This window comes from Stenotrophomonas sp. Ker107b, assembly GCF_053847245.1.
Map to the genome: position 1 here is coordinate 1,507,985 of NZ_JBSPHX010000001.1, position 24,480 is coordinate 1,532,464.

The window sequence follows — 24,480 nt, forward strand, 5'->3', positions numbered from 1 at the left end:
CACGACCCACGGTCGTGCCCTGCCCGTCAGCTCAGCGGACCACCTGCTCGGCCAGCTCCAGCGGCACGCGCTGCACCGGTGCATTGGCCGCGCGCGAGAGCTGCACTTCGTACTGCCCACCGGCGATCTTCCACTGCTTGGCAGCGGTATCGAAGCTGGCCAGCGTCTTCGGCTCGGCTTCGATGCGGATCCGGCGGCTTTCGCCCGGCTGCAGCGTCACCTTCTGGAAGCCGATCAGGCGGATCGGCGTGGTGCTGCCCTGCGGCAGCTGCAGGTACAGCTGCGGCACGTCCGCACCAGCGACCTTGCCGGTGTTGCGCACGTCCACGCTGGCGACCACACGCTGGCCTTCCACCACCACCTGCAGGTTGTCGTAGCCGAAGCTGGTGTAGGACAGGCCATGGCCGAACGCGTACTGCGGGGTCAGGCCCTTGGCGGCGAACCACTTGTAGCCGACGTTGGCACCTTCGATGTCGTAGTCGATGGTGTCATCCGGCTTGTTCTTCGGATTGAAGCCCAGGCCGTTGACGTGCGGGCGCGGCAGCTGGCTGACATCGGTCGGCCAGGTCACCGGCAGGCGACCGGACGGATTGACCTTGCCGGTCAGCAGCGCGGCGATGCCTTCACCGCCCCGGATGCCCGGGTACCAGGCCTGCAGGATGGCCGGCACCTGCTGCAGCCACGGCAGCTCGACCGGGCCATTGGTTTCCAGCACCACCACGGTCTTCGGGTTGGCCTTGGCCACCCCGGCGATCAGCTTGTCCTGGTTGTCCGGCAGCTGCATGTGCGGCAGATCGACCGATTCGGCCGACCACTGCGTGGCGAACACGATGGCCACATCGGCGGCAGCGGCAGCGCGCGCGGCGGCAGCCACATCGCGGCCATCCACGTAATCGATGCGGGCATCCGGACGCTCGGCGCGCAGCGCTTCCAGCGGCGAGGACGGGTGGAAGATCACCGGGCCCGGCCAGGTGGTCGGCATCACGCCCGGCACCGCATTGGTGCCCCGCGCGGTCCAACCCACCATCGACGAACCACCCCCACCGATCACGCCCTTGTCGGCATGGCCACCGATGATCACGATGCGCTGCACGTCCTTGCCCAGCGGCAGCAGATCATCGGCATTGCGCAGCAGCACGCTGCCTTCTTCAACGGTCCGCTGCGCGGCGTGGAAGCCGGCTTCGTCGTCGATCGGCTCATGCACCGGCGGCAGATCGAAGTTACCGTGCGCGAACATGGTGCGCAGGATGCGGCCGACCATGTCGTCCAGGCGCGCCTGCGGCACCACGCCACCGGCCACGGCCAGGCGCAGCGGTTCGTCGAAATAGACCGCCTTGTCGAACACTTCACCGGCCGACTGCTGGTCCAGACCGGCCAGGGCCGCCTTGGAACCGCTGTGCACGCCGCCCCAATCGGACATCACGAAACCGGGGAACTTCCATTCCTGCTTGAGCACCTCGTTCATGAGGTAATCGTGTTCGCAGCCGTAGGTACCGTTGATGCGGTTGTACGAGCACATCGCCGAACCGGGCTTGCCGATGTCCATGGCGATCTCGAAGGCCAGCAGGTCCGATTCGCGCATCGCCTGCTCGCCGATCTCGGCGCTGTGAAAATTGCGCGAGGTCTCCATGTCGTTGAGCGCGAAGTGCTTCATCGTGGAGATGACGTGCTGGCTCTGCACGCCGCGGATCGACTCGCCGACCAGCACCCCGGCCAGCAGCGGATCTTCACCGGCATATTCGAAGTTGCGGCCGTTGCGCGGATCACGCTGCAGGTTGACGCTGCCGGCCAGCAGGATGTTGAAGCGCTGCTGCCAGGCTTCGCGGCCCATGGTGGCACCGCCAGCGAAGGCGATATCCGGGTTCCAGCTGGAGGCCGTGGACGGACCGGACGGCATCGCGGTGGCATGGTCACCCTTGCGCAGGCCGCCCGGATTGGTCACGCCGACACCGGCATCGGCCGACTGCTGCGCCGGAATGCCCAGGCGCGGCACGCCCGGCACGAAACCGGCCGAACCGACCGCGCCTTCCGGCAGCGGACCGCCGTCTTTGCCCAGCCCGAAGTAGCTGTGCAGCATCTGGAATTTTTCGTCCACGGTCATCTGCGCGACCAGCGCCTTGGCACGGGCATCGGCGTTCAAGCCGGTGTCCATCCACGGCGTGTCGCCACCCACCGGCGCGGCATAGCCCAAGGTCAGCAGCGTGGCTGCGGTGGTGCCCTTCTTGCCCTCATGGGTGCGCAGCTTGATCGCCGCCGACGTGGCCGACTGGAAGCCATCGCTGAAGTAGCTTTCATTGGCTTCCAGCGCGACGCGCGACGGATCAAAGCCCGCGGTGGTGGCCGCATCGGCGCTGACCGCACCCAGCAGCACGGCCGGTGCACCCAGGCGCGAGCCAGTGACCAGCGGCGGCAGTGCCGCGGCATCGGCGGCACTGGTGTACAGCGCGACCACGTGGCGGCCATCGTTGAGGCGCAGGTAATTCAGCGATGGCCGCTCGGTGCCCGATTCGGCCTCGATCGGCAGGCGGGTCAGCACGACGCTGCCGGTCTGCTGCGCGGCGGCAGGATCGGCGGTCACGAAACGATAGTGGTAGCCCAGCGCATCGGCCAGACCCTGCAGCGGATCCACGCGATCGGCGCGACGCTCCACGTTGCGCACGGTCAGTGCATCGACCTGCAGTTTCTCCAGCTGGGCGGCGACCACGGCCGCATCCAGATCGCCCGGAGTCTGCTCCAGGGTGAGCACGGTGAACGCGTCGGTGGTGGCGACCGGGGCGGCAGCCCAGGCGGAAGCGCTCAGCGAGAGCGCGATGGCGGCCGTCAGGGCCAGGGGCTTTGAAATCGTTTTCATGAGCGGACGAAACACCTTTGCTTGCGCAATAAATCCAGGGAGTCTTGCCGCAGAAGGGTGCAGCGCCATGTCGGCGGGAACCACGCGCGGGCGCGCGGAACCGTTTACAACGCAAGGCGACGACGGCTACGTCCAGGCCCCTCCGCCCGTCGTGACAGCCGCACCACCTGGGAGGCCCTGACCAGCGCCTCACCCCCGAAGAGTGTCCGAGCCTGTTCATGCCTGTCAACAGGATGCTTACATTTGAGACGCCAGGGGCGCTCCCTTTTACGCCGAAACCGGCTTGATCACCGCTGTAGCGGCGGCCTCCACGACCCGCCCGCGCTGGTCGCGCGGCTGCATCGGTGCCAGCGGCAATCCATCGCTGGCGGCCTGCAGTACCGAGCGCGGCTCGCCCGGCGCGAACAGGAATGCCTCGCCCCATTGGCGCAGCGCCACCACCAGCGGGAACAGCGCGCGGCCGCGCGTTGTGAGCACGTATTCCTGATAGCCGCGGCCCTCGCCCAACGGCTGCTGGGCCAGCACGTCTGCCTCCAGCAAGGCCTGCAGGCGCTGGCTGAGCATGCTGCGCGACATCCCCAGGCGGCGTTGGAAGTCACTGAAACGGCGCGCCCCATCGAAGGCCTCGCGCACGATCAGCAGCGACCAGCGGTCGCCGACCAGATCCAGCGCGCGCCCCACCGGGCAGGAGGTAGTGGCATCGGTTGTCATGAGCGGGCTCCTTTCCAGGTTTCATTTTAGAACCAGATACCCCAGAATCAACTGGTTCTATTTTGAGACTCCATGATGGCGATCATCGCCCAGGCCACTGCCTCCCGCCTCCCGTCCGCCCTGCTGCTGTTGTTTGCCTGCGCCGCCGGCCTGAGCGTGGCCAATGTCTATTACGCCCAACCCTTGCTGGACGCCCTGGCCGCCGATCTCCAGATCAGCACCGCCCACATCGGCGCGGTGATCGCCGCCACCCAGCTGGGTTCGGTCGCCGCCCTGCTGTGGGTGGTCCCGCTGGGCGACCGCATGGACCGTCGCCGCCTGATGGCGATCCAGACCGGTGGCCTGGTGCTGGCCCTGCTGGCCGTCGCGCTCGCGGCCCAGGCCTGGAGCCTGCTGCTGGGCATGCTGGTGGTCGGCCTGCTCGGCACCGCGATGACCCAGGGGTTGATCGCCTATGCCGCCGCCGCTGCAGGCGAGCACGAGCGCGGCCGCGTGGTCGGCGCCGCACAGGCGGGCGTGGTGGTCGGGTTGTTGTTGGCACGCGTCGTGGCCGGTGCGGTAGCCGATCTGGGCGGATGGCGGGCGGTGTACCTGCTCTCTGCGGCGGTCATGGTGGTGACGGGCACCTTGCTGTGGGCACGCCTGCCACGGCTGCCGGTCTCGACGCCCCCCACCGCGCGAACCGGGTTGATCGCCTTGCTGCAGCAACAGCCGATGCTGCGCCAGCGCGGCGTGCTGGGCCTGCTGCTGTTCACTGTGTTCGGCCTGTTCTGGAGCAGCATGAGCCTGCCACTGAGCGCACCGCCGTATACCCTCAGCCACACCGCCATCGGCGCCTTCGCGCTGGTCGGCCTGCTCGGTGCGTTGGCGGCGGCACGCAGTGGGCACTGGAGTGACCGGGGCCATGCCGGGCGGGTCACCACCGGCGGCCTATGGTTGATGCTGCTGAGCTGGCTGCCGATCGCCGCGATGTCCCACCACCTGGGCTGGCTGGTGCTCGGCGTGCTGCTGCTGGATCTGGCGGTGCAGGCGCTGCATGTGACCAACCAGAGCCGGATTCTGGCCGCAGCCGCGCACGCACAGGCCCAGGTCATCGCCGCCTACATGCTGTTCTACGCTGCCGGCAGCGGGCTGGGTGCGCTGGCCGGAAGTGCGTTGTATGCCGCGTTCGGGTGGCCCGGGGTCTGCACGGCGGGTGCCGGTGTGTCGCTGCTGGCGTTGCTGGCCTGGTGGGCGATGCCGGGTTATCACGCCATCACCGGTGGTCATGAGGTCTGCCCTGTTCCAGGCGGATCGCGGCTCGATAATGAGCGCTCACGTCCCGGAGCCGCCGCATGCCCCCACACCGCCACTTCGATCAACTCTGGCGCGACCGCAACGACACCTCCCGGCAACGCAGCCCGCGGGTGCTGATCCGGGTGTTCGTCGGACCGGGCGAGCTGGAAGCACGGGTGGCGTTCTACGAGCAGTTGCAGGGCGTGGTCGCCGATGCGGGCTTTCCGTTCCCCGAGGCCGGCCTGCGTCTGGCGATGGTCGGGGCGTTCCTGCTGATCGAAGGCGCGCCGGACAAGCTGGCCCCGTTCACCTCCACCACCGGCACGCTGCTGGTGGATGACGTGCAGCCTTATTACGACCGGCTGGTGGCGGCCGGGGCGCAGATCATCTTTCCACTGCAGGTCGTGCCCACCGGGGCGGCCTTCAACGCCGTGCATCCGGACGGCACCGTGGTCGAGTACGTGCATCACCGGCCCGATCCGCAGGGGCGCTGAGTAGATCCACGCCATGCGTGGATGCCCTCCATCACGCGCGTGGCCATCCCATCTGGCGCGCTGCCATTCCGCGCTCCTGAAGCATTCATCACCCTCAACCGGTTCGAAATCCGGCTGCCGAATTCGTTAGCATTTTTACTAATTGCGGGTAGGATTGTCGGTCTCAGCCTTTGACACGCGTGCTGCCGATACTTGCCGCCATGCCCTTGTTTCCTGCCCGTTTCCGCCTGCTCCAGCCCTGCCGGGAGGCCCGCTGATGGGCGCCGTGCTGGCCCTGGACCGGCTGCTGGAGACCCGCCGGGTCTGGCGGGGGCAGCCACGTGCGGCTTTCCCGGAGGTGGCCCCGCACCCGACCGGGCACCCCGCGTTGGATGCCCGCCTGCCCGGCGGCGGCTGGCCGCCCTCGGCGCTGTCGGAGGTGCTGCTGGCCTCGCCCGGGGTCGGTGAGCTGGCCCTGGTCTGGCCGACGCTGGCGCGGTTGAGCCAGCAACAGCAGACCGTGGTGCTGATCGCCCCGCCGCACCTGCCGCATGCCCCGGCGTGGGCCCGCGCCGGGCTGGCGCTGAACCAGGTGCAGGTGGTCCAGGCCAGCCCGCGCGATGCGTTGTGGGCCGCCGAACAATGCCTGCGTTCGGCCGCCTGCGCGGCGGTGCTGTGCTGGCCGCAGCAGGCCGATGACCGGGCGCTGCGCCGGCTGCAGGTGGCGGCCGAAACCGGCCAGTGCCTGGGCTTTTCCTTCCGCGATGCCCGGCACGCGCGCAATCCCTCCCCGGCTGCGCTGCGCCTGCAGCTCGACGATGGCCAGGTGCGTGTCCTCAAATGCCGCGGCGGGCTGGCACCGGCGCAGCCGTTGCCGCTGGCCGTGGCCCATTGAGCCGCCGCCATGGACTGGGCCTGCCTGCTGCTGCCGCACCTGGCGCTGGACGCTGCCCTGCGCCAGCAACCGGACCCGGCCGCGCCACTGGTGCTGGTCACCGGCCCGGCGCAGCGGCGCGTGCTGCATGCGGTCAGTCCCTCGGCGCGGCAGCGGGGGCTGCGCCGCGGCATGCTGCTCTCGGCCGCGCAGGTGCTCACCCGCGACATGCTCACCGTGGAATACGACCCACGCGCCGAGCAGTCCACCCGCCAGTTGCTGGCCAGCTGGCTGTACGGCATCAGCTCGCAGGTCAGCCTGGATTTTCCGCATGCGATGGCGTTGGAGATCCGGGCCAGCCGCGCGCTGTTCGGTGATTGGCCCAAGGTCGAGCAGCGGCTCACCCGTGGCCTGACCGAACTGGGTTTCCGGCATCGGCTGGTGGCCGCACCCAATCCGCATGCCGCCAGCGTGCTGGCCCGCGTGCATGGCCGGCTCGGCGTGGATGCACATCAGTTGGATGCCGCACTGGCACAGGTACCGATCGAACGCAGCGGGTTGCCGGTCGAAGCGGTCACCGTGCTGGCGCGCTCGGGCCTGCGCACGCTGGGCGCGGCGTTCAGCCTGCCGCGCGAGAGCCTGGCCCGGCGCTTCCCGCCGCAGGTGCTGGCGCATCTGGATGCGCTGCGCGGGATCAGCACGCCGCCGCTGCGCTACTTCCAGCCACCGGACCGTTTCGATGCGCGCATCGAGTTCGAGTACGAGGTCGAATCCACCCAGGCCATGCTGTTCCCGTTGCGGCGTCTGACCGCCGATCTGGCCGCGTTCCTATGCTCGCGCGATGGCGGCGTGCTGCAGTTCGATCTATGGTTCGAACACGAACACCACCCCGATACGCGGCTCTCGATCGGCCTGCTCGCGCCCGAGCGCGAACCGGCGATGCTGTTCGAGCTGGCCCGCAACCGCGTGGATCATCTGCAGTTGCCGGCCGGCAGCCGCGGCCTGCGCCTCCAAGCCGAGCAACTGCCACCGTTCGTGCCGGCCGCACGCGATCTGTTCGACCCGCGCCCGCAACAGGCCATGCCGTGGGAACAGCTGCGCGAGCGCCTGCGCGCCCGGCTCGGCGATGACGCCGTGCAGGGGCTGGGGCTGCGCGCCGATCATCGGCCCGAACGCGCGACCGGTGACGCCCAGGGCGCACCCAAGGCCCCGCCTGCGGTACTGCCGATGCGCCCGGGCTGGCTGCTGGCCCAGCCGCAGGCGCTGCAGGACCCACACCTGCGCATCCTGTCCGGGCCGGAGCGGATCGAGTCGGGCTGGTGGGATGCCGACGACATCCGCCGCGACTATTACGTCATCGAAACCACGCAAGGCCAGCGCGGCTGGGCCTATACCGCCGCTGATGCACGCAGCGGACCGTTCATGCTGCACGGCTGGTTCGCATGAGCGCACCGCTGCCCGGATACGCCGAACTGCATTGCCTGTCGGCCTTCAGTTTCCAGCGCGGTGCGTCCATCGCCGAGGAGTTGTTCGCGCGTGCCAAGGGCCAGGGCTACCACGCGCTGGCGATCACCGATGAGTGCTCGCTGGCCGGCATCGTGCGCGCCTGGCAGGCGGCGCAGAAGCACGCACTGCCCCTGATCACCGGTGCCGAATTCCAGCTGGAAGATGGCCCGAAACTGGTGCTGTTGTGCACCGACCAGGGCAGCTACGCCGCGCTGTGCCAGCTGATCACCACCTGCCGCCGGCGCGCGCCCAAGGGCGAGTACCGCTGCCTGCGCAGCGACATGGAACAGCTGCATGCGGGCCTGTTGTGCCTGTGGGTCGCCCCCAGCCCCGGGATCGAGGATGCACAGTGGCTGCAGGCCTGTTTCCCGCAGCGCCTGTGGCTGGCGGTTGAACTGCACCGCGAGGCCGACGACCGTGCGCGCCTGCAGCGCCTGCGTCGTTTCGGTCGCGACCAGGGCATTCCACTGGTGGCCAGCGGTGATGTGCACATGCATGTGCGCCGCCGCCGCGCGCTGCAGGACACCCTCACCGCGATCGGCCACCACTGCACGCTCGGCGAAGCCGGCTGGCGCCTGTTCCCCAACGGTGAGCGCCACCTGCGTACCCGCCAGGCCCTGGCCACGCTGTACCCGCCCGAGCTGCTGGCCGAAACCGTGCGCATCGCCGAGCGCTGCCACTTCGATCTCAAGCAACTGAAGTACACCTACCCGCGTGAACTGGTGCCGGCCGGTCACGACCCGGCCAGCTGGCTGCGGGTGCTGGTGGAAGAAGGCATGCAATGGCGTTGGCCCGCGGGCGAGACGCCCCAGCAACGCCACCAGATCGAACACGAACTGGCGCTGATCCACACCAAGCAGTACGAGTCCTACTTCCTGACCGTGCACGACATCGTGCGCTTCGCGCGCGGCCAGCAGATCCTCTGCCAGGGCCGCGGCTCGGCCGCCAATTCCTCGGTGTGTTACGTGCTGGGCGTGACCGAGATCGACCCCAGCGAGATGGCGCTGCTGTTCGAGCGCTTCATCTCCGCCGAACGCGATGAGCCGCCGGACATCGACATCGACTTCGAACACGAACGCCGCGAGGAAGTGCTGCAGTACGTGTTCAACCGCTACGGTCGCGAACGCGCCGCATTGACCGCGGTGGCGATCAGCTACCGGGGGCGCAGCGCGGTGCGCGATGTGGCCCGGGTGCTGGGCCTGCCGCCAGACCAGGTCAACGAACTGGCCGCCTGCCTGGACCGCTGGAGCAGCCACGAGCCGCTGCCGGAGGCATTGCGCGAGCGCGGCTTCGACCCGGAGACCCCGCTGATGCGGCGCGTGGTCGCCCTGACCGCCGAACTGGTCGACTTCCCGCGCCACCTGTCCCAGCACCCGGGCGGTTTCGTGATCTCCGAACACCCCCTGTCCACGATGGTGCCGGTGGAGAACGCGGCCATGGACAACCGCACCGTGATCCAGTGGGACAAGGACGATCTGGATGTCACCGGGCTGATGAAGGTGGACTGCCTGGCACTGGGCATGCTCACCGCCGTGCGCAAATGCCTGGCGATGCTGGAAGCGCATGGCGAGCCGAAGATGGGCATGGCCGATATCCCCTCCGGCGATGGCCCCACCTACGACATGATCTGCCGCGCCGACACCCTGGGCGTGTTCCAGATCGAGTCGCGCGCGCAGATGGCGATGCTGCCGCGCATGCAGCCGCGCTGCTTCTACGATCTGGTGATCGAAGTGGCGATCGTGCGCCCCGGCCCGATCCAGGGCGACATGGTCCATCCGTATCTGAACCGACGGAAGAAGCTCAAGGAAGAAGGCATCGAAGAGGTCGACTACCCGCCCGAGCTGGAGAAGGTCTTCAAACGCACCCTCGGCGTGCCGCTGTTCCAGGAACAGGTGATGCAGCTGGCGGTCGCCGCCGCCGGTTTCAGCCCCGGGCAGGCCGACGCACTGCGCCGCTCGATGGCCGCGTGGAAGCGCCACGGCGGGCTGGAGCCGCACCGCGACAAGCTGCTCGCCGGCATGGCCGCCAACAACTACAGCCGCGAATACGGCGAGCGCCTGTTCGAGCAGATCAAAGGCTTCGGCAGTTATGGCTTCCCGGAAAGCCATGCGGCCAGCTTCGCGCTGATCACCTATGTCAGCTGCTGGCTCAAGTGCCACCATCCTTCCGCGTTTGCCGCCAGCCTGATCAACAGCCAGCCGTTGGGGTTCTACACCCCGGACCAGATCCTGCAGGATGCGCGTCGCCACGGCGTACCGGTGTTGCCGGTGGACGTACGCTACAGCGACTGGGACTGCACGCTGGTCCCGCCCCCCTCGCCGGGCCGGCCATTCGGCATCCGCCTGGGCCTGCGCCTGGTCGATGGCTTCAGCGAGGCGGTCGCCACCGGCGTGGTGCAGGCGCGCCAGCGCGCGCCTTTCGAGAGCGTGGCCGACCTGAGCCAGCGCGCGCAGCTGGACCGTCGCCACCAGGGCCTGCTGGCCGATGCCGGTGCACTCAAGGGCTTGAGCGGCCATCGCCATCGTGCACGCTGGGACGTCTCCGGCGTGGAAAAGCCGCTGCCGCTGTTCGAGGCTGCCCGCGCCACCACCGAGGCCGCCGTCCCGCTGCCGCTGCCCAGCGCGTTCGAGGACATGCAGGCCGACTACAACACCACCGGCACCACGCTGGGCCGGCACATGGTCTCCTTCATCCGCAGCCAGCTGCGCCAGCGCCGCTGCCACCGCTCCGACGAACTGGCCGCCCTGCCGCACGGGCGAAGCGTGCGGTTTGCCGGGTTGGTACGCATGCGCCAGCGCCCACAGACTGCCAGCGGCGTCACCTTCCTCACCCTGGAAGACGAATGCGGCATGGTCAATGCGGTGGTCTGGCGCAAAATCGCCGACCGCCAGCATCGCGTACTGGTTGAAGCGCAACTGATGCAGATCGATGGCCGGCTCGAACGCGTGGACGGTGTGCAGCACCTGATCGTCCGCCAGATGCACAACATCGACCCCCTGATCGACGGCGTGCGCACCCACAGCCGCGATTTCCGCTGAGCCATCCCGTGACCGACTTCACGCTCTGAATGCAATTCCAGACTTTTCCGACTGGTGTCGTGAATGGCCTATCCGGTATGGTCGCAGCCTTCCAAGGATCCGGAGAACTGCATGTCGCGCGCGTTGACTGTCACCACGCTGGTCATTTCCAGCCTCGCCCTGGCTGTCTCCGGCTGGACCGCGCTGCAACTGCATCAGAGCCAGTCCGATGAGCGTGTCATCACCGCACGCGGCCTGGTGATCCGCGATGCCACGGGCCAGGCACGGGTGATCCTCGGCGCGCCGGTCCCCGATCCGCTCACCAAGGGAGTGACCCAGGGGCCACGCGCATCACCGCTGTCAGGCCTGATCCTGCTGGGCGCCGATGGCTCCGAGCGCGGCGGCTACGGCACTGTCGATGTCGGCGATGAGGCCATCCTCACCCTGGACGATGCCAGCGGTACCACCGAGGTGTTCAAGGTCACGGCCAACCCGGACCGCGGCGCCACGCTCGTGGTCAAGCATCAGAACAGCACCGGTGCGATGTTGACCTCCTGGCAGGGCAAGCCGGAGCTGATCTTTCTCAACGACGACGAACAGACGCACTACATCAGTCCGCACTCCGCTGCCGCGCCCTGAGCAAGCTGGCGGTGATTTTCAGATAGCGCTATGACACCCTAACCGTTGTCATGGGACCGTCCTGCACGCGCGCCACCGCGCAGCAGCCGTCCCCGCTTCTGGAGTGCTCATGCCCATTGCTGCCCCCACCTGGCCCCAGGCCACCACCGTCGATGAGATCCGCCGCAACCTGGCGGCGGTCCGCGAGCGCATCGCACGTGCCTGCGCATTGGCCGGCCGCGACCCGGCCAGCGTGCGTCTGCTGCCGGTCAGCAAGACGGTCGATGAAGCCCGCCTGCGCCTGGCGTGGGACGCTGGCTGCCACGAGCTGGGCGAGAACAAAGTGCAGGAAGCCCAGCGCAAGGCTGCCGCCATGGCCGACCTGCCCGGCCTGCGCTGGTCGGTGATCGGCCACCTGCAGACCAACAAGGCGCGCGACGTGGCGCGCTTCGCCAGCGAGTTCCAGGCCTTGGACAGCCTGCGCGTGGCGCAGGCACTGGATCAGCGCCTGGAACTGGAGCAGCGCACGCTGGACGTGTTCGTGCAGGTCAACACCTCCGGCGAGGACAGCAAGTACGGCCTGGACCCGATCGCGGTCGCCGACTTCGTGCAGCAGCTCCCCGCGTTTTCGAACCTGCGCGTGCGCGGGCTGATGACCCTGGCAGTGTTCTCGCCCGATCCGGAACAGGTGCGGCCGTGCTTCGCGCGTCTGCGCGATCTGCGCGAGCGACTGCGCCGTACGCTTCCGGCGGGGGTCAGCCTGGAGGAACTCTCGATGGGGATGTCCGGCGACGTCGAGATCGCCATCGAAGAAGGCGCCACCGTCGTGCGTGTGGGCCAAGCCATCTTCGGCGCGCGCTCGACGCCGGACAGCCTCTACTGGCCGACGCCGTCCTGACCACGCATCGCTGATGGTCTCTCACTTGGCAGGAAGGAGCCGCCGAAAGGCCGGCCCATGGCCCAGCAGTTGATCTTCGGCACCTCCATGCTCACCGGGCGAAGGTAAGCCATGGCGATCTCCCAACCGACAGATTGGGTGAAAAAGCCCGCCAGACCCCCGTGAGATAATGTGGTTCATGACCTCACCGGACTCTCAACGCCCGCTCCTGTCCAGGGACGCGTGGAAGCGCCGTGCGGCGCTGTGGGGCGGCGCGGTAGCCGTCGCCCTGGTCGCGATCGTGTTCGCCAAGGCCAGCGACGCGGCCTTCCGGGTGTTCCAGTGGATCATCGCCCATTCGATCTGGTGGGCGCTGCTGGTGACGCCGGCGGTGTTCGCCCTGTTGGCATGGCTGACCAGTGGCGCACTCAAGCCGACGCGTGGCAGCGGGATTCCACAGGTGATCGCCGCACTGGACGTTGCCACGCCCGAGTTCCGGCGCGACAACCTCTCGCTGAAGGTATCGGCCGGCAAACTGGCGCTGACCACACTGTCCCTGCTCGGAGGTGCATCGGTGGGCCGTGAAGGCCCCACGGTGCACGTCGGTGCCAGCCTGATGTACATGTTCGGGCGCTGGTTCGGCTTCCGTGACCCGAAGGAGTTGTCGCATTTCCTGCTGGCCGGTGGCGCAGCCGGTATCGCCGCCGCGTTCAATACACCGCTGGCCGGCATCGTGTTCGCCATTGAAGAGCTCAGTGGCCGCTTCGAGCACCGTTTTTCAGGCACGTTGCTCACTGCGGTCATCGTCGGTGGCGTGGTGTCGCTTGGCCTGCTCGGCAACTACACCTACTTCGGCAAAGTAAGTGCCACGCTCCCGTTGGGCCAGGCATGGCTGGCGATCCTGGTGTGCGGCACGGTCGCAGGCCTGCTCGGTGGCGTGTTCGCCAAGGCGGTACTGCTCACCATGGCGGGCCGACCGCGATGGCTGGGCAGGCTGCGCCAGCGGCACCCGGTGCTGCTGGCCGCCCTGTGCGGGCTCGCGCTGGTGCTGCTGGGTGCTGCCTTCGGCGCGGGTGCGTTCGGTACCGGCTACGAGCAAGCCAAGGGACTGGTCCAAGGTGGCGCAACCGTCGGGCACGAATTCGGCCTGATGAAACTTCTCGCCAATCTGGTGTCGTACCTTGCCGGCATTCCGGGCGGGTTGTTCTCGCCCGCACTGGCCGTCGGTGCCGGGCTGGGACACAACCTTGCCGCCATCATGCCGTCCGTCGATGAGCGCATCTTTGTCCTGCTGGGCATGTGCGCCTATCTGACCGGGGTGACCCAGGCCCCGCTGACCTCTGCGGTCATCTCGCTGGAACTGACGGACAGCAGCGACATGCTGCTGCCCATTCTGGCGACCGTCCTGATCGCGCGCGGCGTCTCCGGGCTGGTCTGCCGCGTGCCGATCTACAAGGCCATGGCCGAACAGCTGGTCAGGCAGCTGCCGGGCCCCCACCCGCCTTCGGCTTAGCGCACTGGCGAGAGGCTGGAACCCCAGCCCCTCGCCCGCGTGCGGCGGCAGGATCACGCGTTGACGTCGACTACCGTGCGGCCCTGCACACGCCCCTGCAGCACCTGCTCGGCCAGCGCCGGAACGTCGGCCAGGCCGATTGTCTGTGTAGTACGGGCCAGCTTGCCCAGATCCAGATCGGTGGCCAGTCGCCCCCATGCCTGCTCGCGGGCCGCATAGGGCGCGTTGACCGAATCTATGCCCGCCAGGGTGACGTTGCGAAGGATGAAGGGCAGCACGGAGCCCGGCAGATCCGCGCCCTGGGCCAAACCAAATGCAGCCACCACGCCGCGATAGCGGGTCTGCGCCAGCACGTTGGCCAAGGTATGACTGCCCACCGCATCGATCGCACCAGCCCAGCGCTCCTTGGCGATCGGCGCACCGGCCCCGGAAAGCGTCGCGCGGTCGATGATCTCTGCCGCACCCAGTTCCTTGAGATAGGCGGATTCCTCGAGCCGGCCGGTCGACGCGACGACCCGGTAACCCAGTGTGGAGAGCAGTGCGATCGCGATGGACCCGGCACCGCCGTTGGCGCCAGTGACCAGGATGTCACCCTGATCCGGTGACACGCCGCCATGCTCCAGCGCCAGCACCGACAGCATCGCGGTGTAACCGGCGGTGCCGATGGCCATCGCTTCCTGGCTGGAAAACGCCGTGGGAATCTTCACCAGCCACTCGCCCGGCACACGCGCCTTCTGCGCATAGCCGCCATGGTGGGTCTGGCTCAAGCCCCAGCCGTTGACCAGCACGCGATCGCCCGGCGCAAAACCCGGATGGGTGGACGTTTCAACCACACCGGCCAGATCAATGCCGGGAATGAGCGGGAAGGTGCGGATCACCGGCGAACGGCCGCTCAGCGCCAGCGCGTCCTTGTAATTCACCGTGGAGTACTCCACGGCAACGGTGACGTCGCCAGGCATCAGGTCCTGCTCGGTCAGGTCGACGACGCCAGCACTGATGGCGTCACCGTTTTTGGTCGCAAGAAGGGCTTTGAAGGACATGGGATCTCCGGTTCGGGTGCTTGAGGGGCATTGCAGACCGGACCAGTGTGCGCACGGCGCTGTACCGTCCTGTTAAATCACCCTGATCGGCGGGTACCTCACTCCCCCAGCACGCTCGCAATGGCCACCGCAAGCAGGCCCCGCACGGTCTCCGCCGCGAGGTCTGGATCGCGCACTGCGCGCATCGCCAGCCCTTCGACCAGCAACCGCATCAGCAACGTACGCCGTTCCAGATCGGCGTCCTCCGGCGTGCGCCCACGCGCGATGTCGTGCTGCCGAAGCCAGCCGGTGATGGCCGCGCTGGTCTGCCTGTCGTGCCGGCGCAGCACGTCTGCGACCACCGGATCGCGGTGCGCTTCAGCGGTGATCTCCGCATACAGCGCGACATTGGCGATGGCATTGCCACGGGTTTCCAGCGTCTCCCCGCGCGCCCACAGCTGGTAGCAACGCAGCAGTCCGTCAACCAGATCGGCCGCCGCCGGCATGTGGCCGATCGCGTCCTGGTCGTAAGCGAGCTGTCGTTCGATCAGCGCCAGGATCAGCGCACGTTTGTTCTCGAAGTAGCGGTACATCAGGCCCTGGCTGATCTCCGCCTCTGCGGCGATGTCACTGATCGAGCCGGCATGGAAACCGCGGGCGATGAAACAGCGCTGCGCCGCGTCCAGGATCCGCTGGCGCTGCGCTTCGGCACGCACGGCTGCAGCGTCTTCGGCGGGGGCGCCGGAAAGGGGTGTAAGCGTCATTGCTCGTCGTAGATGGCGTCCAGTTGAGGGGTGATGGTACGACACGCAGGGGCTGAATGAACGGTCATTCATCTGTCATTTTACGCGCACAGACTGCGCAGGCCCCCTCCTCCCGTGAACGAACCCGATGCGCCACGCCCAGCTGCACCGTCACCTGTTAGCCCTCGCCATCGCTACCGCCCTGCCCGGCCTCGCCGTGGCCAATGACGCCACCACTGTCGCCACCGCCGACACCGCCGCCCGCGATGTGGTCGCGCTGGACCAGGTGGTCGTTACCGCCCAGAAGCGTGCCACCAATCTGCAAGACACCCCGATCTCGGTCTCCGTGCTGGATGCCGAAGCATTGAAGGATCGCAGCGCGATCTCGATCGGCAGCCTCTCCGATGGCTCGATCCCCTCACTGCGTGTCACCCCGTTCGCCACCCGCAGCTCGGCGCTGAACATCGGCATCCGCGGGATCGGTGCCTCCGGCGATGCCAATCAGCCCGCGCGCGATGCCGGTGTCGGCGTGTATGTCGATGGGGTGTTCATGGGCCGCGCGCAGGGCCTGGGCAGCATGTTGTATGACGTGGAGCGCATCGAGGTGTTGAAGGGTCCACAGGGCACCCTGTTCGGCCGCAACACCGAAGGCGGCGCGATCAGCATTGTCACCAAACAGCCCACCGGCGAGTTTGGCGGCAGCGTCAGCGCCGGCGTCTCCAACTACAGCGGCTACACCACCGGCCTGCACCTGGACCTGCCGAAGGTGGGCGATGTGAGCTTCAAGATCGACGCCGTGCAGGCCAAACGCGGCGGTACCACAGACAACCCGATGCGCGGCGAGCGCGACTTCAACAGCTACGACAAGCGCGGTGCACGCTTCAGCGCGCTGTGGCAGCCCAGCGATGATTTCTCCGCGCTGTATGCCTTCGACCGCTCCTACGATGCCACCACGCCGTACCACACCCAGTTGCTGGTGCCGGGCGCCTACGTGAGCCCGCTGCAGAAGGCCGGCGCCAGCAAAGATCGACGCGATTCCGCCATCCTCGGTGGCCCGCAGGAAGACAACATCGGCCGTACCAGCGGGCATCTGCTCAACCTTGGTTGGACCCTGAGCGACAGCCTGGAACTGAAGTCGATCAGTTCCTACCGTGAACTGACCCAGGGCCAGTTCGACATGGGTCTGGTCGACGCGATCTCCGCCTATGGCGGCCCCAACACGCCGTTCGGCCGCTACAGCCTCGCCCAGGTCTACCAGCACCAGTACAGCCAGGAATTCCAGCTGATCGGCACCACCTCGCAGGTGCAGTTCCTGGCCGGTGCCTTCTACTATCACGAAACCGCCGGCGACAACGCGCAGACGCCCAACATGCTGCTGTGGGGGCCCGGCGGCAACAGCTACACCGTCAACCCCGCCACCAACCCCTTGAACCTGGGCAACGTGCGCATCGACCGCGCCAGCAAGGCGTGGACGGACAGCCTGGGCATCTTCGGCCAAGCCACCTGGACGCCGGCCTCGCTCGAACGCCTGCACCTGACCGCCGGTGGCCGCTACACGCGCGATGACAAGAAGGGCAGCCTGTACATCGTCAATGGCGCCGCCAAGGATCTCGCCTTCGATGATGCCTGGGGCCGCTTCGACCCGATGGTGAACATCGCCTATGACCTCGGCGAGAACGCCATGGTGTATGCCAAGTACAGCACCGGCTTCAAGGCGGGCGGCGCCAACTCGCGCTCCACCACCTATACCGCCTTTGCGCCCGAAGAGGTGACGGCGATCGAGCTCGGCTTCAAGTCGCAGTTCTGGGACAACCGCGCGCGCCTGAACCTGGCTCTGTTCGATTCGAAGATCGAACACAAGCAGATGGATTTCTCGCTGCCGTTCGATCCTAACAGCGGTGAAACCCGCACCACGATGGTTACCACCAACGCGCTCAGCAACGGCACCTCACGCGGTGCGGAGCTGGAGTTCAGCGTGATGCCGGTGGACAACCTCACCGTGGGCTTGAACTACGCCTACACCCGCATCGATGCGCAGAGCGCGGTCGACCCGTTCGGTGCCGGCGTGCAGGTCACGGTGCAGCCATTGCTGGCGCCGAAGAACGCCGGCAGCGTGTCGCTGGAGTATCTGGTGCCGTTCGCCAACTTCTCCGCGCTGAAGTTCCACCTGGACGGCAACTGGTCCGATGGCTACTACACCAGCGAGTACGACCAGATGCTCACCGACAGTTCCTTCATCGTGAACGCCCGTGTCGCCCTGATTGACGTCCCCCTCAACAGCACGGGCTCGACCATGGCCGTCTCACTGTGGGCGCGCAACCTGCTGGACGAAGAACACCTGTTCTACAAGCTCAACAACGCCTCACTGGGCCAGAGCGGGATCTTCAATGACCCGCGCACGTACGGCCTGGACGTCACCGTCACCTTCTGATCGCCCTGGAGATCCCGATGCACCTTCGCCGCACCTACCTTGCCCTTGCCGTTGCCCTCAGCCTGCCGATGCTCGCTGGCGCCGGCCTCGCACTGGCCCGCTCGCCCGTCACCGATACCGCCGCCACGCCCACCACCGCGGCAAGCGCCAACGTGCAGCCGGTCGCCGCCGACGCGCAGCGCGTCATCGCGCTGCAGGGCGCCTGGAACACGCGCACCTTTGCGGGCCTGCAAGGCAGCCATGGCCCGATCCCGGCCAGCGCCTTCGTGCGCACCTCGGACCTGGGCCGTCTGACTGCGGCCGACCGCGACGCACTCGCCGCTGCCGGTATCACGCTGGATATCGACCTGCGTACCGCCGATGAGCAGGCGCAGTCGCCCGACCTGCTGGCCAGCGACGCGCGCTTCGCCTACCAGCGCACCTCGCTGATGGGCACCGAGAAGATGGACCTGCAGAAAATGATGACCACCTTCCCCGACTCGCTGGGCGCAGCCTATGTGCAGTGGCTGGATCACAGCCAGCCGCAATTCAAGCAGGTCTTCCAGCGCATCGCCGCCGAGCGCGACGGGACCGTGCTGTTCCACTGCACCGCGGGCAAGGACCGCACCGGCATCATCGCCGGCCTGCTGCTGGATCTAGCCGGCGTGTCCCGGGCAGACATCGTGCACAACTATGCGATCTCCGCGCATTACCTCGACGGCCAGCCCAAGGACAGCGCGATGAACGCGCAGATCATGGAGCTGATCAAGCAGAACCCGGAGATCGGCAGGAAGATGGCCGGCATGTCGGGCACCGCACCGGAGAACATGGAGATGTTTCTCGCCGCTCTGCATACGCAGTACGGCGGGGCCGAGGGCTATCTGAAGTCCATCGGCGTCAGCGAGGCGGAGATCGATCAGTTGAAGGTGCGGTTGGGTCAGGCGGGCTGATCAGACCAGCGTGTCGCGTGTCGGCCACGGATGGCCCACACGTCACGCACTGCATGCCGCATGCAGGCGCTCGCCACTGGCAGGACGTGCAATGGGCTGGATCAACCAACTGCGGTTGTCTGCGCCGGTTCGGCCATGATGCGCTCGATCCAGTCACGATAGTGATTCACACGCACATTGCAGGTGACCTGCCCATAGCGCCCGGGCCGGGCGGTCAGCACATTGCCCTGGACGACCTTCCACGCGCCCTGCCCGGCCAGCAGCCACTGACCATCGCGCTCGATCAGCACGGGGCCACCGCTGTCACCGTTGCCCAGCACGCCTTCCAGGGGCAGCGCTTGCGGCGGTTCGTCGAAGACATAGCAGAGCCAGCGGTCGTAGGCACTGGTGATCGTGTTGAACGCGCGCCGCAGCTCGGTGCGATTGGGGCCGCTGGGAGAATGCCCGGTGGCGCCCGTCCCCGTAGCCCCCTTTCCCAGAATCTTCGCGATCTGACCGGCCTCGTCGGTGCCACTGTAGATGGCCACAGGCGCAACGTCGGTCACCGGCGCCTTCAGCCTGATCAACGCAACATCGTCGCCCGATGCAAGGAACACCACGATCAACATTGCCTCGCCACTGGCCATCGCCTGATCGATCAATGTCTGCGGCAGCGTCCTGTAGCCGGGATGGACGACAACGCGCTCGACGTCCCGGGCCGCTCCGTTGATCACTACCTGCTTGAGGTCACCATGCATCGGCAGCGTGTGCGCGGCCGTCAGCACCCACTGCGGTGCGATCAGCGCGCCGTGACCCTCGCCGGGCATGTCCACGAGTGCGGGAAACTCGGTAGCGGGAACGCGATACTTCGCATCATCCACGTCATGCCGGATGACGATGGCATGGGCAGTTGAGGACACGGCGAGCAGCACCCCGAGTAACAACAATCGCTTCATATGTGATGCCTTGTGAGGTTCCAACAGCGGGATCAAGATGCCGGGCGCGGCAACGCAGGTTGGCTGGGTGTGCCGTTACGGCTCACGCTCCCGGGATTCCAGCGCGCCGGCGAACTTTGCCATCAATCGCACCAGCTCCGATACGTCCTGCGCGGACCATGAGGCGAAGATCTCCCGTCCGATCCGCTCGCGGGCCGCGTCCAGCCGGTCCGTCATGTCTTTGCCTTTCGGCGCGATGGTCGCCTCGCGGATGCGACGGTCTTCTGGATTGCCGCGACGCGTGACCAGTTCCATCGACGCCAGTTTGGCGACCTGGCGACTGATGGTCGTGTAATCGCGGCCCAGCCGGTCGGCCAGATCCACCACCCCGATCGGGCCGACCCGCTCGATCATCACCAGCAGGCGGAACAGCGCCTGGTCCAGCTTCAGGCCGGCGGCCTGGATCAGCATTTCATCATTGCGCGGGCGGTTCATCACGCTGGCAAGGCTGACCATGGAGAGGTGCAGCGACTTCAGTTCAGCCGAATTATGTGTATCTTGCACCTTCTTTTTCACAGGCATAGCATCTCCTCCAAGTACGTGCATATTACACACAGCTGGAGCGAGGCATGAGCAACAACCTTGATGTAGTGATCTGTGGCGCTGGCGCTGCCGGCCTCACCCTCGCCATCGAACTGGCTCGCCGCGGCGTGGCATTCCGGCTGCTGGAGCAGCGTGACCGACCCTTCCACGGCTCACGCGGCAAAGGTATCCAGCCGCGCAGCCAAGAGGTCTTCGAGGACATGGGCATCGTCAATCAGCTGTTCGCGGCGGGCGGGGCCTATCCTGTCTCCCGATCACATCACGCCGATGGCACCCATACGGACACGGTCATGGTGGAGGCGTCGCCAGCCACACCCGCCGAACCCTATCGGCGGCCGCTGATGGTGCCGCAGTTCCTGACCGAGTGCGTGATGCGCGGCCGCCTCGCGGCGCTGGGGCACCGGGTCGACTTCGGGCATGCACTGATCGGTTTGGAGCAGGACGCCGATGGCGTGACCCTGCGTCTTGCCACCTCTCTTGGCGAGCAGACGCTCCGCACACGCTATCTGATCGGCGCTGACGGCGGCCGCAGCATCGTGCGTCACGCACTCGATTTTGGCTTCCCCGGCAAGACCCTGGGCGTGCGTGCAGTGGTGGCTGACATCGTGCTGCAAGGGCTGCCACGCGATGCCTGGCACACCTTCAACGAAGAGGACATGGCGCGGCGCATCGCGCTGTGTCCTTTGATGGGAACCGCGTTGTTCCAGTTACAGGCCCCGGTGCCCGTGGAGGGCGAGGTGGATCTCTCGGCAGCGGGCCTGGCGGCGATGGTACGTGAGCGCACCGGGCGGGATGACATTGCGGTTCTGGACGTCGAGTGGGCCTCGGCGTACCAGATGAACGCCCGACTCGCCGACCGTTACCGCGTCGGCCGGGCCTTCCTCGTCGGCGACGCCGCCCACACGCATCCCCCCACCGGCGGACAGGGGCTCAACACCAGTGCCCAGGATGCCTACAACCTGGGATGGAAGCTGGCCGCCGTGCTGCAGGGGGCACCGCAGACCCTGCTGGAGACCTACGAAGAAGAGCGCCGCCCTGTTGCAGCCGCGATGCTTGGGCTTGCGACGAAACTGCTCGACCACGCCCGCCGCGGCGACAATCGACGCGGCCGGGAGGTCCAGCAGCTTGATCTCGGGTACGCGGACTCATCGCTCTCGCTGGCGGGCGAGCCCCGTACCGGACGCATCAACCCTGGCAGCCGCGCTCCCGACGCCCCATTGCAGGGCGCGGGTGGGCAGCCATTGCGCTTGTTTGAGGTGCTGCGCGGTACGCATTGGACGTTGCTTGGTTACGAAGCCACACGCGCCGATGCACCGGCGCGGAAGGGCTTGCACGTCCACGTGATCGGCCAGTGCGGCGATCTGTGGGATACGCAGGGACACTTCGCCGGTGCTTATGGCCTGCAGCCGGGCGAGTGGGTACTGGTGCGGCCGGATGGTTACGTCGCCGCCGTGGTCCACGCGCAGCAGATCGAGACGCTGAGCGCGCATTTCGACGGGTTGATGCCACCGCGCCGATAAGACAACCGCACGCGGCGGGCCGGATACGCTGAGCATCCGGCCCTTATCCAGCACCGGTCAGCGGCGCGCGTCACCCAGCTTGAAGATCGCCACCGCCCCTTGAAGCGCTTGGGACTGGCTCTCCATCGATCGCGCTGCAGCGTTGGCTTCTTCCACCAGCGCTGCATTCTGCTGGGTGGCCTCGTCCATCTGGATCACGGTCTGGCTGACCTGCTCGATGCCGGCGCTCTGTTCCTGCGACGCTGCGGAGATCTCGGCCATGATCTGGGTGACCTGCTGCACGGAGGCGACGATCTCCTCCATGGTGGTGCCCGCACGGCGCACCATCACCGCACCGCCCTCCACCTGGCCCACAGAGTCTTCGATCAGGCTCTTGATCTCGCGCGCGGCATCCGCCGAACGCTGTGCCAGGGTACGCACCTCGCTGGCCACCACGGCAAAGCCTCGGCCCTGCTCACCGGCGCGGGCCGCTTCCACGGCGGCATTGAGCGCCAGGATGTTGGTCTGGAACGCAATACCGTCGATGACCGAAATGATGTCAGCGATGCGTCGCGACGACGTCTCGATCCCCGCCATCGTGGTGACCACCTGGGCGACCACCTCGCCGCCCTGCCCGGCAACCCGCGCCGTGCGCTGCACCAGCTCGTCGGCCTTGCGCGCATGGTCGGCGTTCTGGCGTACCGTGGAGGTCAGCTCCTCCATCGACGCGGCGGTCTCCTCCAGGCTCGCCGCCTGTTGCTCGGTACGGCGTGACAGATCGTCATTGCCGGCCACGATCTCGCTGGCGGCCAGATTGATCGCGCCGCTGCTGTGCTGGATGCGGCCGACAATGGCGGTCAGCTGATCCACGGTCGCATCGGCGTCATCCCGCATCTGCGCGAAGACACCCTTGAAGTCGCCGACCATGCGGATGCTGAGGTCGCCGGCGGCAATGGCGCGCAGCAGACGCGACAGCTCGGCCAGGTTGGTGTCGGTGGTCTGCATCAGGGCATTCAGGCCGTCCACCATGCCGCGGAAGTCGTGCGAGAACGCCTGTGCGTCGCCGCGCTTGCTGAAATCGCCGGCGGCAGCCGCCTGGGCCAGCGCCAGAATCTGGGTGTTGATGGCCTGCAGATTCCGCTTGGTCACCACCATCGCGTCGCTGATGGCGGCTTTTTCGCCAGGCAGCGCCGGCATGTCCACGGTCATGTCTCCCACCGCATAACGCGACATCACCTCCACCAGCTGGCGCTGCACCTGGACATGCGCGGCCACCAGTGCGTTGGTCCCGGCCACCATGCGTCCGTAGTCACCCGGGAACGTGGATGCCTCCATCCGGTACCCCATCTCACCCTGGTCATGGCGCGTGGCCATCTCACCCTGGGCATCGATCACGCTGCGCAGCTGGTTCTGCAGATGCCCCATCGACTGCAGCAGCTGGCCCATCTCGTCCATGCGGCGCGGCTCAATCCGGCTGTCCAGGCGCCCGGAGGCGACCGCACTGGAGACGCGCACCGCCTCGGCCAGCGGCGCAAGCACCTGGCGGCGGATCAACAGGAACAGCGCTGCACACAACAATGCCGCCGAGAGCAGGCCCACCACGACGATCACCATCAGCAGCGACCGCGCCGGCGCCATCACGTGGCTCGTGGGGACCGTGATGCCCAGCGCGAAGACCTCCGGCGCATCGCCCAGACGCAACGGCACCACCACACGCAGTGAGTCGACACCACGCACACTGACCTGATCGGCGATCACCTCGCCCTTGCGGGTGACGTCCAGGACCTTGCGGGTATCGGCGTCGTCACGGATCTTGCCGACCTCCGACGCATCGGCGCTGGCCATGACCGCGCCTGCCGGCGACAGCAGGCTGGCCTCGCCCACCCCCAACGGATGCAGCTGGGCGATGCGCTTCTGCAGCGCGTCCAACGCCAGGGTCACGTTGACCGTGCCCAGGAAGCGCTCGCCGTCCATGATCGGCGTGCTCAACGTGGTCATCAGCGTGTCCACGCCGGCCAGCGGGTAGACGTAGGGCTCGATGACATTGGGCCGATGGGTGTTGCGGCTCTTCAGGTACCAGTCGCCGACACCCGGGACGTCGTAGTCACGCAACGTCTCGCGCACCAGCGTTCCGTTCTGCCACGACCAATAGGCCATGAACCGTCCGCTGAAATCATGGCCCTCGGTGTCGGCGAACGCACTGTCCTTGCCATCGAAGGCGTCCGGCTCCCAGGTACTGCTGATGCCCAGCCAGTCCTTGTGCGCACGCAGCTGCTCGCGCAGCACGACCGCGGCGGTTTCACGGCTGAAGCGCGGATCAGTGTGCTGCGTGCGTAGCGCATTGGCCAGCGACGCGGCGGTATCGAAGCCCAACTCAAGCTCGCTGGAGATGTTGCGCGCTTCATGCCGCGCCACCTCGCGCAGCATGTCCTGCGCTGACGTCGACAGCGCATCACTGCTCCGCCAGTAGATGACCACCGCGGTAAAGGTGAAGCAGGCCAATGCAAGCAGACCGGTACCGAACATCAGACGTGCGGCGACACTGTCACGGCGAATCAACGACAAACCCATGGATGGCACTCGAAAGAAAATGGCCACGGTCCGGAATGGACGCAGTGCACCGTCAT

Annotated in this window: 18 protein-coding genes; 11 read left to right on the forward strand and 7 right to left on the reverse strand. The window is 67.2% G+C overall.

Annotated elements, in window-relative coordinates:
- Window positions 1-31: 31 nt before the first annotated feature.
- Together ACWV8V_RS06885 and ACWV8V_RS06890 are read right to left on the reverse strand one after the other, a co-directional pair.
- Window positions 32-2,851, reverse strand: coding sequence for a beta-glucosidase (locus ACWV8V_RS06885; protein WP_346466937.1), 2,820 nt, complete (start codon window positions 2,849-2,851; stop codon window positions 32-34).
- A 267-nt stretch (window positions 2,852-3,118) separates the two neighbouring features.
- On the reverse strand, window positions 3,119-3,562 hold the full coding sequence (locus ACWV8V_RS06890) for a winged helix-turn-helix transcriptional regulator (protein WP_259259818.1): 444 nt from the start codon (window positions 3,560-3,562) through the stop codon (window positions 3,119-3,121).
- 72 nt (window positions 3,563-3,634) lie between these two features.
- Between ACWV8V_RS06890 and ACWV8V_RS06895 the strand changes: the two genes are divergently transcribed.
- From ACWV8V_RS06895 to ACWV8V_RS06930, 8 genes are all read left to right on the forward strand, one after another.
- Window positions 3,635-4,975, forward strand: a complete 1,341-nt coding sequence (locus tag ACWV8V_RS06895; RefSeq protein ID WP_259259817.1) for an MFS transporter — start codon at window positions 3,635-3,637, stop codon at window positions 4,973-4,975.
- On the forward strand, window positions 4,897-5,331 hold the full coding sequence (locus tag ACWV8V_RS06900) for a VOC family protein (RefSeq protein WP_070425312.1): 435 nt from the start codon (window positions 4,897-4,899) through the stop codon (window positions 5,329-5,331). Before ACWV8V_RS06895 ends, ACWV8V_RS06900 begins: the two co-directional genes overlap by 79 nt.
- 256 nt (window positions 5,332-5,587) lie before the next feature.
- Complete coding sequence (imuA, locus tag ACWV8V_RS06905) at window positions 5,588-6,205, forward strand: translesion DNA synthesis-associated protein ImuA (protein ID WP_088433373.1); 618 nt, start codon at window positions 5,588-5,590, stop codon at window positions 6,203-6,205.
- A 9-nt stretch (window positions 6,206-6,214) separates the two neighbouring features.
- Complete coding sequence (locus ACWV8V_RS06910) at window positions 6,215-7,630, forward strand: Y-family DNA polymerase (protein ID WP_259259816.1); 1,416 nt, start codon at window positions 6,215-6,217, stop codon at window positions 7,628-7,630.
- A complete protein-coding gene (locus ACWV8V_RS06915) occupies window positions 7,627-10,728 on the forward strand; it encodes an error-prone DNA polymerase (protein WP_259259815.1) in 3,102 nt (1,033 codons plus the stop codon). The genes ACWV8V_RS06910 and ACWV8V_RS06915 overlap by 4 nt, the downstream gene beginning before the upstream one ends.
- A 111-nt stretch (window positions 10,729-10,839) precedes the next feature.
- Window positions 10,840-11,346, forward strand: coding sequence for a hypothetical protein (locus ACWV8V_RS06920; protein ID WP_310443673.1), 507 nt, complete (start codon window positions 10,840-10,842; stop codon window positions 11,344-11,346).
- Window positions 11,347-11,455: 109 nt separating this feature from the next.
- Window positions 11,456-12,223 carry a YggS family pyridoxal phosphate-dependent enzyme gene (locus tag ACWV8V_RS06925; protein WP_259259812.1) on the forward strand — a complete coding sequence of 256 codons (768 nt, stop codon included), beginning with the start codon at window positions 11,456-11,458 and terminating at the stop codon, window positions 12,221-12,223.
- A gap of 169 nt (window positions 12,224-12,392) precedes the next feature.
- Window positions 12,393-13,715, forward strand: coding sequence for a chloride channel protein (locus ACWV8V_RS06930; RefSeq protein ID WP_429000519.1), 1,323 nt, complete (start codon window positions 12,393-12,395; stop codon window positions 13,713-13,715).
- Between the two features lie 53 nt (window positions 13,716-13,768).
- Here ACWV8V_RS06930 and acuI read toward each other — a convergent pair whose 3' ends face one another.
- Window positions 13,769-14,755, reverse strand: coding sequence for an acrylyl-CoA reductase (NADPH) (gene acuI, locus ACWV8V_RS06935; RefSeq protein WP_259259810.1), 987 nt, complete (start codon window positions 14,753-14,755; stop codon window positions 13,769-13,771).
- Between the two features lie 98 nt (window positions 14,756-14,853).
- Window positions 14,854-15,498 carry a TetR/AcrR family transcriptional regulator gene (locus tag ACWV8V_RS06940; RefSeq protein ID WP_455899305.1) on the reverse strand — a complete coding sequence of 215 codons (645 nt, stop codon included), beginning with the start codon at window positions 15,496-15,498 and terminating at the stop codon, window positions 14,854-14,856.
- Window positions 15,499-15,625: 127 nt separating this feature from the next.
- On the opposite strand from ACWV8V_RS06940, the gene ACWV8V_RS06945 reads away from it, so the two are divergent.
- Both ACWV8V_RS06945 and ACWV8V_RS06950 read left to right on the forward strand, forming a co-directional pair.
- Window positions 15,626-17,908, forward strand: a complete 2,283-nt coding sequence (locus tag ACWV8V_RS06945) for a TonB-dependent receptor (RefSeq protein ID WP_455899306.1) — start codon at window positions 15,626-15,628, stop codon at window positions 17,906-17,908.
- A gap of 17 nt (window positions 17,909-17,925) precedes the next feature.
- Window positions 17,926-18,837 carry a tyrosine-protein phosphatase gene (locus ACWV8V_RS06950; RefSeq protein ID WP_455899307.1) on the forward strand — a complete coding sequence of 304 codons (912 nt, stop codon included), beginning with the start codon at window positions 17,926-17,928 and terminating at the stop codon, window positions 18,835-18,837.
- A 101-nt stretch (window positions 18,838-18,938) separates the two neighbouring features.
- Here the strand turns inward: ACWV8V_RS06950 and ACWV8V_RS06955 are convergent, their stop codons facing one another.
- Window positions 18,939-19,772: a S1 family peptidase gene (locus tag ACWV8V_RS06955; protein WP_259259806.1), complete on the reverse strand. Its 834-nt coding sequence runs from the start codon at window positions 19,770-19,772 to the stop codon at window positions 18,939-18,941.
- A 75-nt stretch (window positions 19,773-19,847) separates the two neighbouring features.
- Window positions 19,848-20,357 carry a MarR family winged helix-turn-helix transcriptional regulator gene (locus tag ACWV8V_RS06960; protein ID WP_455899308.1) on the reverse strand — a complete coding sequence of 170 codons (510 nt, stop codon included), beginning with the start codon at window positions 20,355-20,357 and terminating at the stop codon, window positions 19,848-19,850.
- A gap of 23 nt (window positions 20,358-20,380) precedes the next feature.
- Between ACWV8V_RS06960 and ACWV8V_RS06965 the strand changes: the two genes are divergently transcribed.
- Window positions 20,381-21,874 carry an FAD-dependent oxidoreductase gene (locus ACWV8V_RS06965; protein WP_455899309.1) on the forward strand — a complete coding sequence of 498 codons (1,494 nt, stop codon included), beginning with the start codon at window positions 20,381-20,383 and terminating at the stop codon, window positions 21,872-21,874.
- Window positions 21,875-21,931: 57 nt separating this feature from the next.
- Here ACWV8V_RS06965 and ACWV8V_RS06970 read toward each other — a convergent pair whose 3' ends face one another.
- Entirely contained in the window at window positions 21,932-24,424 is a 2,493-nt protein-coding gene (locus ACWV8V_RS06970; RefSeq protein ID WP_259259803.1) for a methyl-accepting chemotaxis protein, read from the reverse strand.
- Window positions 24,425-24,480: the final 56 nt, after the last annotated feature.

Excerpts from the sequence above, each read along its gene's own strand:
- ACWV8V_RS06970 (WP_259259803.1), bottom strand. The coding sequence starts at position 24,424 with ATGGGTTTGTCGTTGATTCGCCGTGACAGTGTCGCCGCACGTCTGATG.
- ACWV8V_RS06885 (WP_346466937.1), bottom strand. The coding sequence starts at position 2,851 with ATGAAAACGATTTCAAAGCCCCTGGCCCTGACGGCCGCCATCGCGCTC.
- ACWV8V_RS06955 (WP_259259806.1), bottom strand. The coding sequence starts at position 19,772 with ATGAAGCGATTGTTGTTACTCGGGGTGCTGCTCGCCGTGTCCTCAACT.
- ACWV8V_RS06890 (WP_259259818.1), bottom strand. The coding sequence starts at position 3,562 with ATGACAACCGATGCCACTACCTCCTGCCCGGTGGGGCGCGCGCTGGAT.
- imuA (WP_088433373.1), top strand. The coding sequence starts at position 5,588 with ATGGGCGCCGTGCTGGCCCTGGACCGGCTGCTGGAGACCCGCCGGGTC.
- ACWV8V_RS06895 (WP_259259817.1), top strand. The coding sequence starts at position 3,635 with ATGATGGCGATCATCGCCCAGGCCACTGCCTCCCGCCTCCCGTCCGCC.
- acuI (WP_259259810.1), bottom strand. The coding sequence starts at position 14,755 with ATGTCCTTCAAAGCCCTTCTTGCGACCAAAAACGGTGACGCCATCAGT.
- ACWV8V_RS06910 (WP_259259816.1), top strand. The coding sequence starts at position 6,215 with ATGGACTGGGCCTGCCTGCTGCTGCCGCACCTGGCGCTGGACGCTGCC.
- ACWV8V_RS06945 (WP_455899306.1), top strand. The coding sequence starts at position 15,626 with ATGCGCCACGCCCAGCTGCACCGTCACCTGTTAGCCCTCGCCATCGCT.
- ACWV8V_RS06925 (WP_259259812.1), top strand. The coding sequence starts at position 11,456 with ATGCCCATTGCTGCCCCCACCTGGCCCCAGGCCACCACCGTCGATGAG.
- ACWV8V_RS06915 (WP_259259815.1), top strand. The coding sequence starts at position 7,627 with ATGAGCGCACCGCTGCCCGGATACGCCGAACTGCATTGCCTGTCGGCC.
- ACWV8V_RS06920 (WP_310443673.1), top strand. The coding sequence starts at position 10,840 with ATGTCGCGCGCGTTGACTGTCACCACGCTGGTCATTTCCAGCCTCGCC.
- ACWV8V_RS06930 (WP_429000519.1), top strand. The coding sequence starts at position 12,393 with ATGTGGTTCATGACCTCACCGGACTCTCAACGCCCGCTCCTGTCCAGG.
- ACWV8V_RS06900 (WP_070425312.1), top strand. The coding sequence starts at position 4,897 with ATGCCCCCACACCGCCACTTCGATCAACTCTGGCGCGACCGCAACGAC.
- ACWV8V_RS06940 (WP_455899305.1), bottom strand. The coding sequence starts at position 15,498 with ATGACGCTTACACCCCTTTCCGGCGCCCCCGCCGAAGACGCTGCAGCC.
- ACWV8V_RS06965 (WP_455899309.1), top strand. The coding sequence starts at position 20,381 with ATGAGCAACAACCTTGATGTAGTGATCTGTGGCGCTGGCGCTGCCGGC.
- ACWV8V_RS06950 (WP_455899307.1), top strand. The coding sequence starts at position 17,926 with ATGCACCTTCGCCGCACCTACCTTGCCCTTGCCGTTGCCCTCAGCCTG.
- ACWV8V_RS06960 (WP_455899308.1), bottom strand. The coding sequence starts at position 20,357 with ATGCACGTACTTGGAGGAGATGCTATGCCTGTGAAAAAGAAGGTGCAA.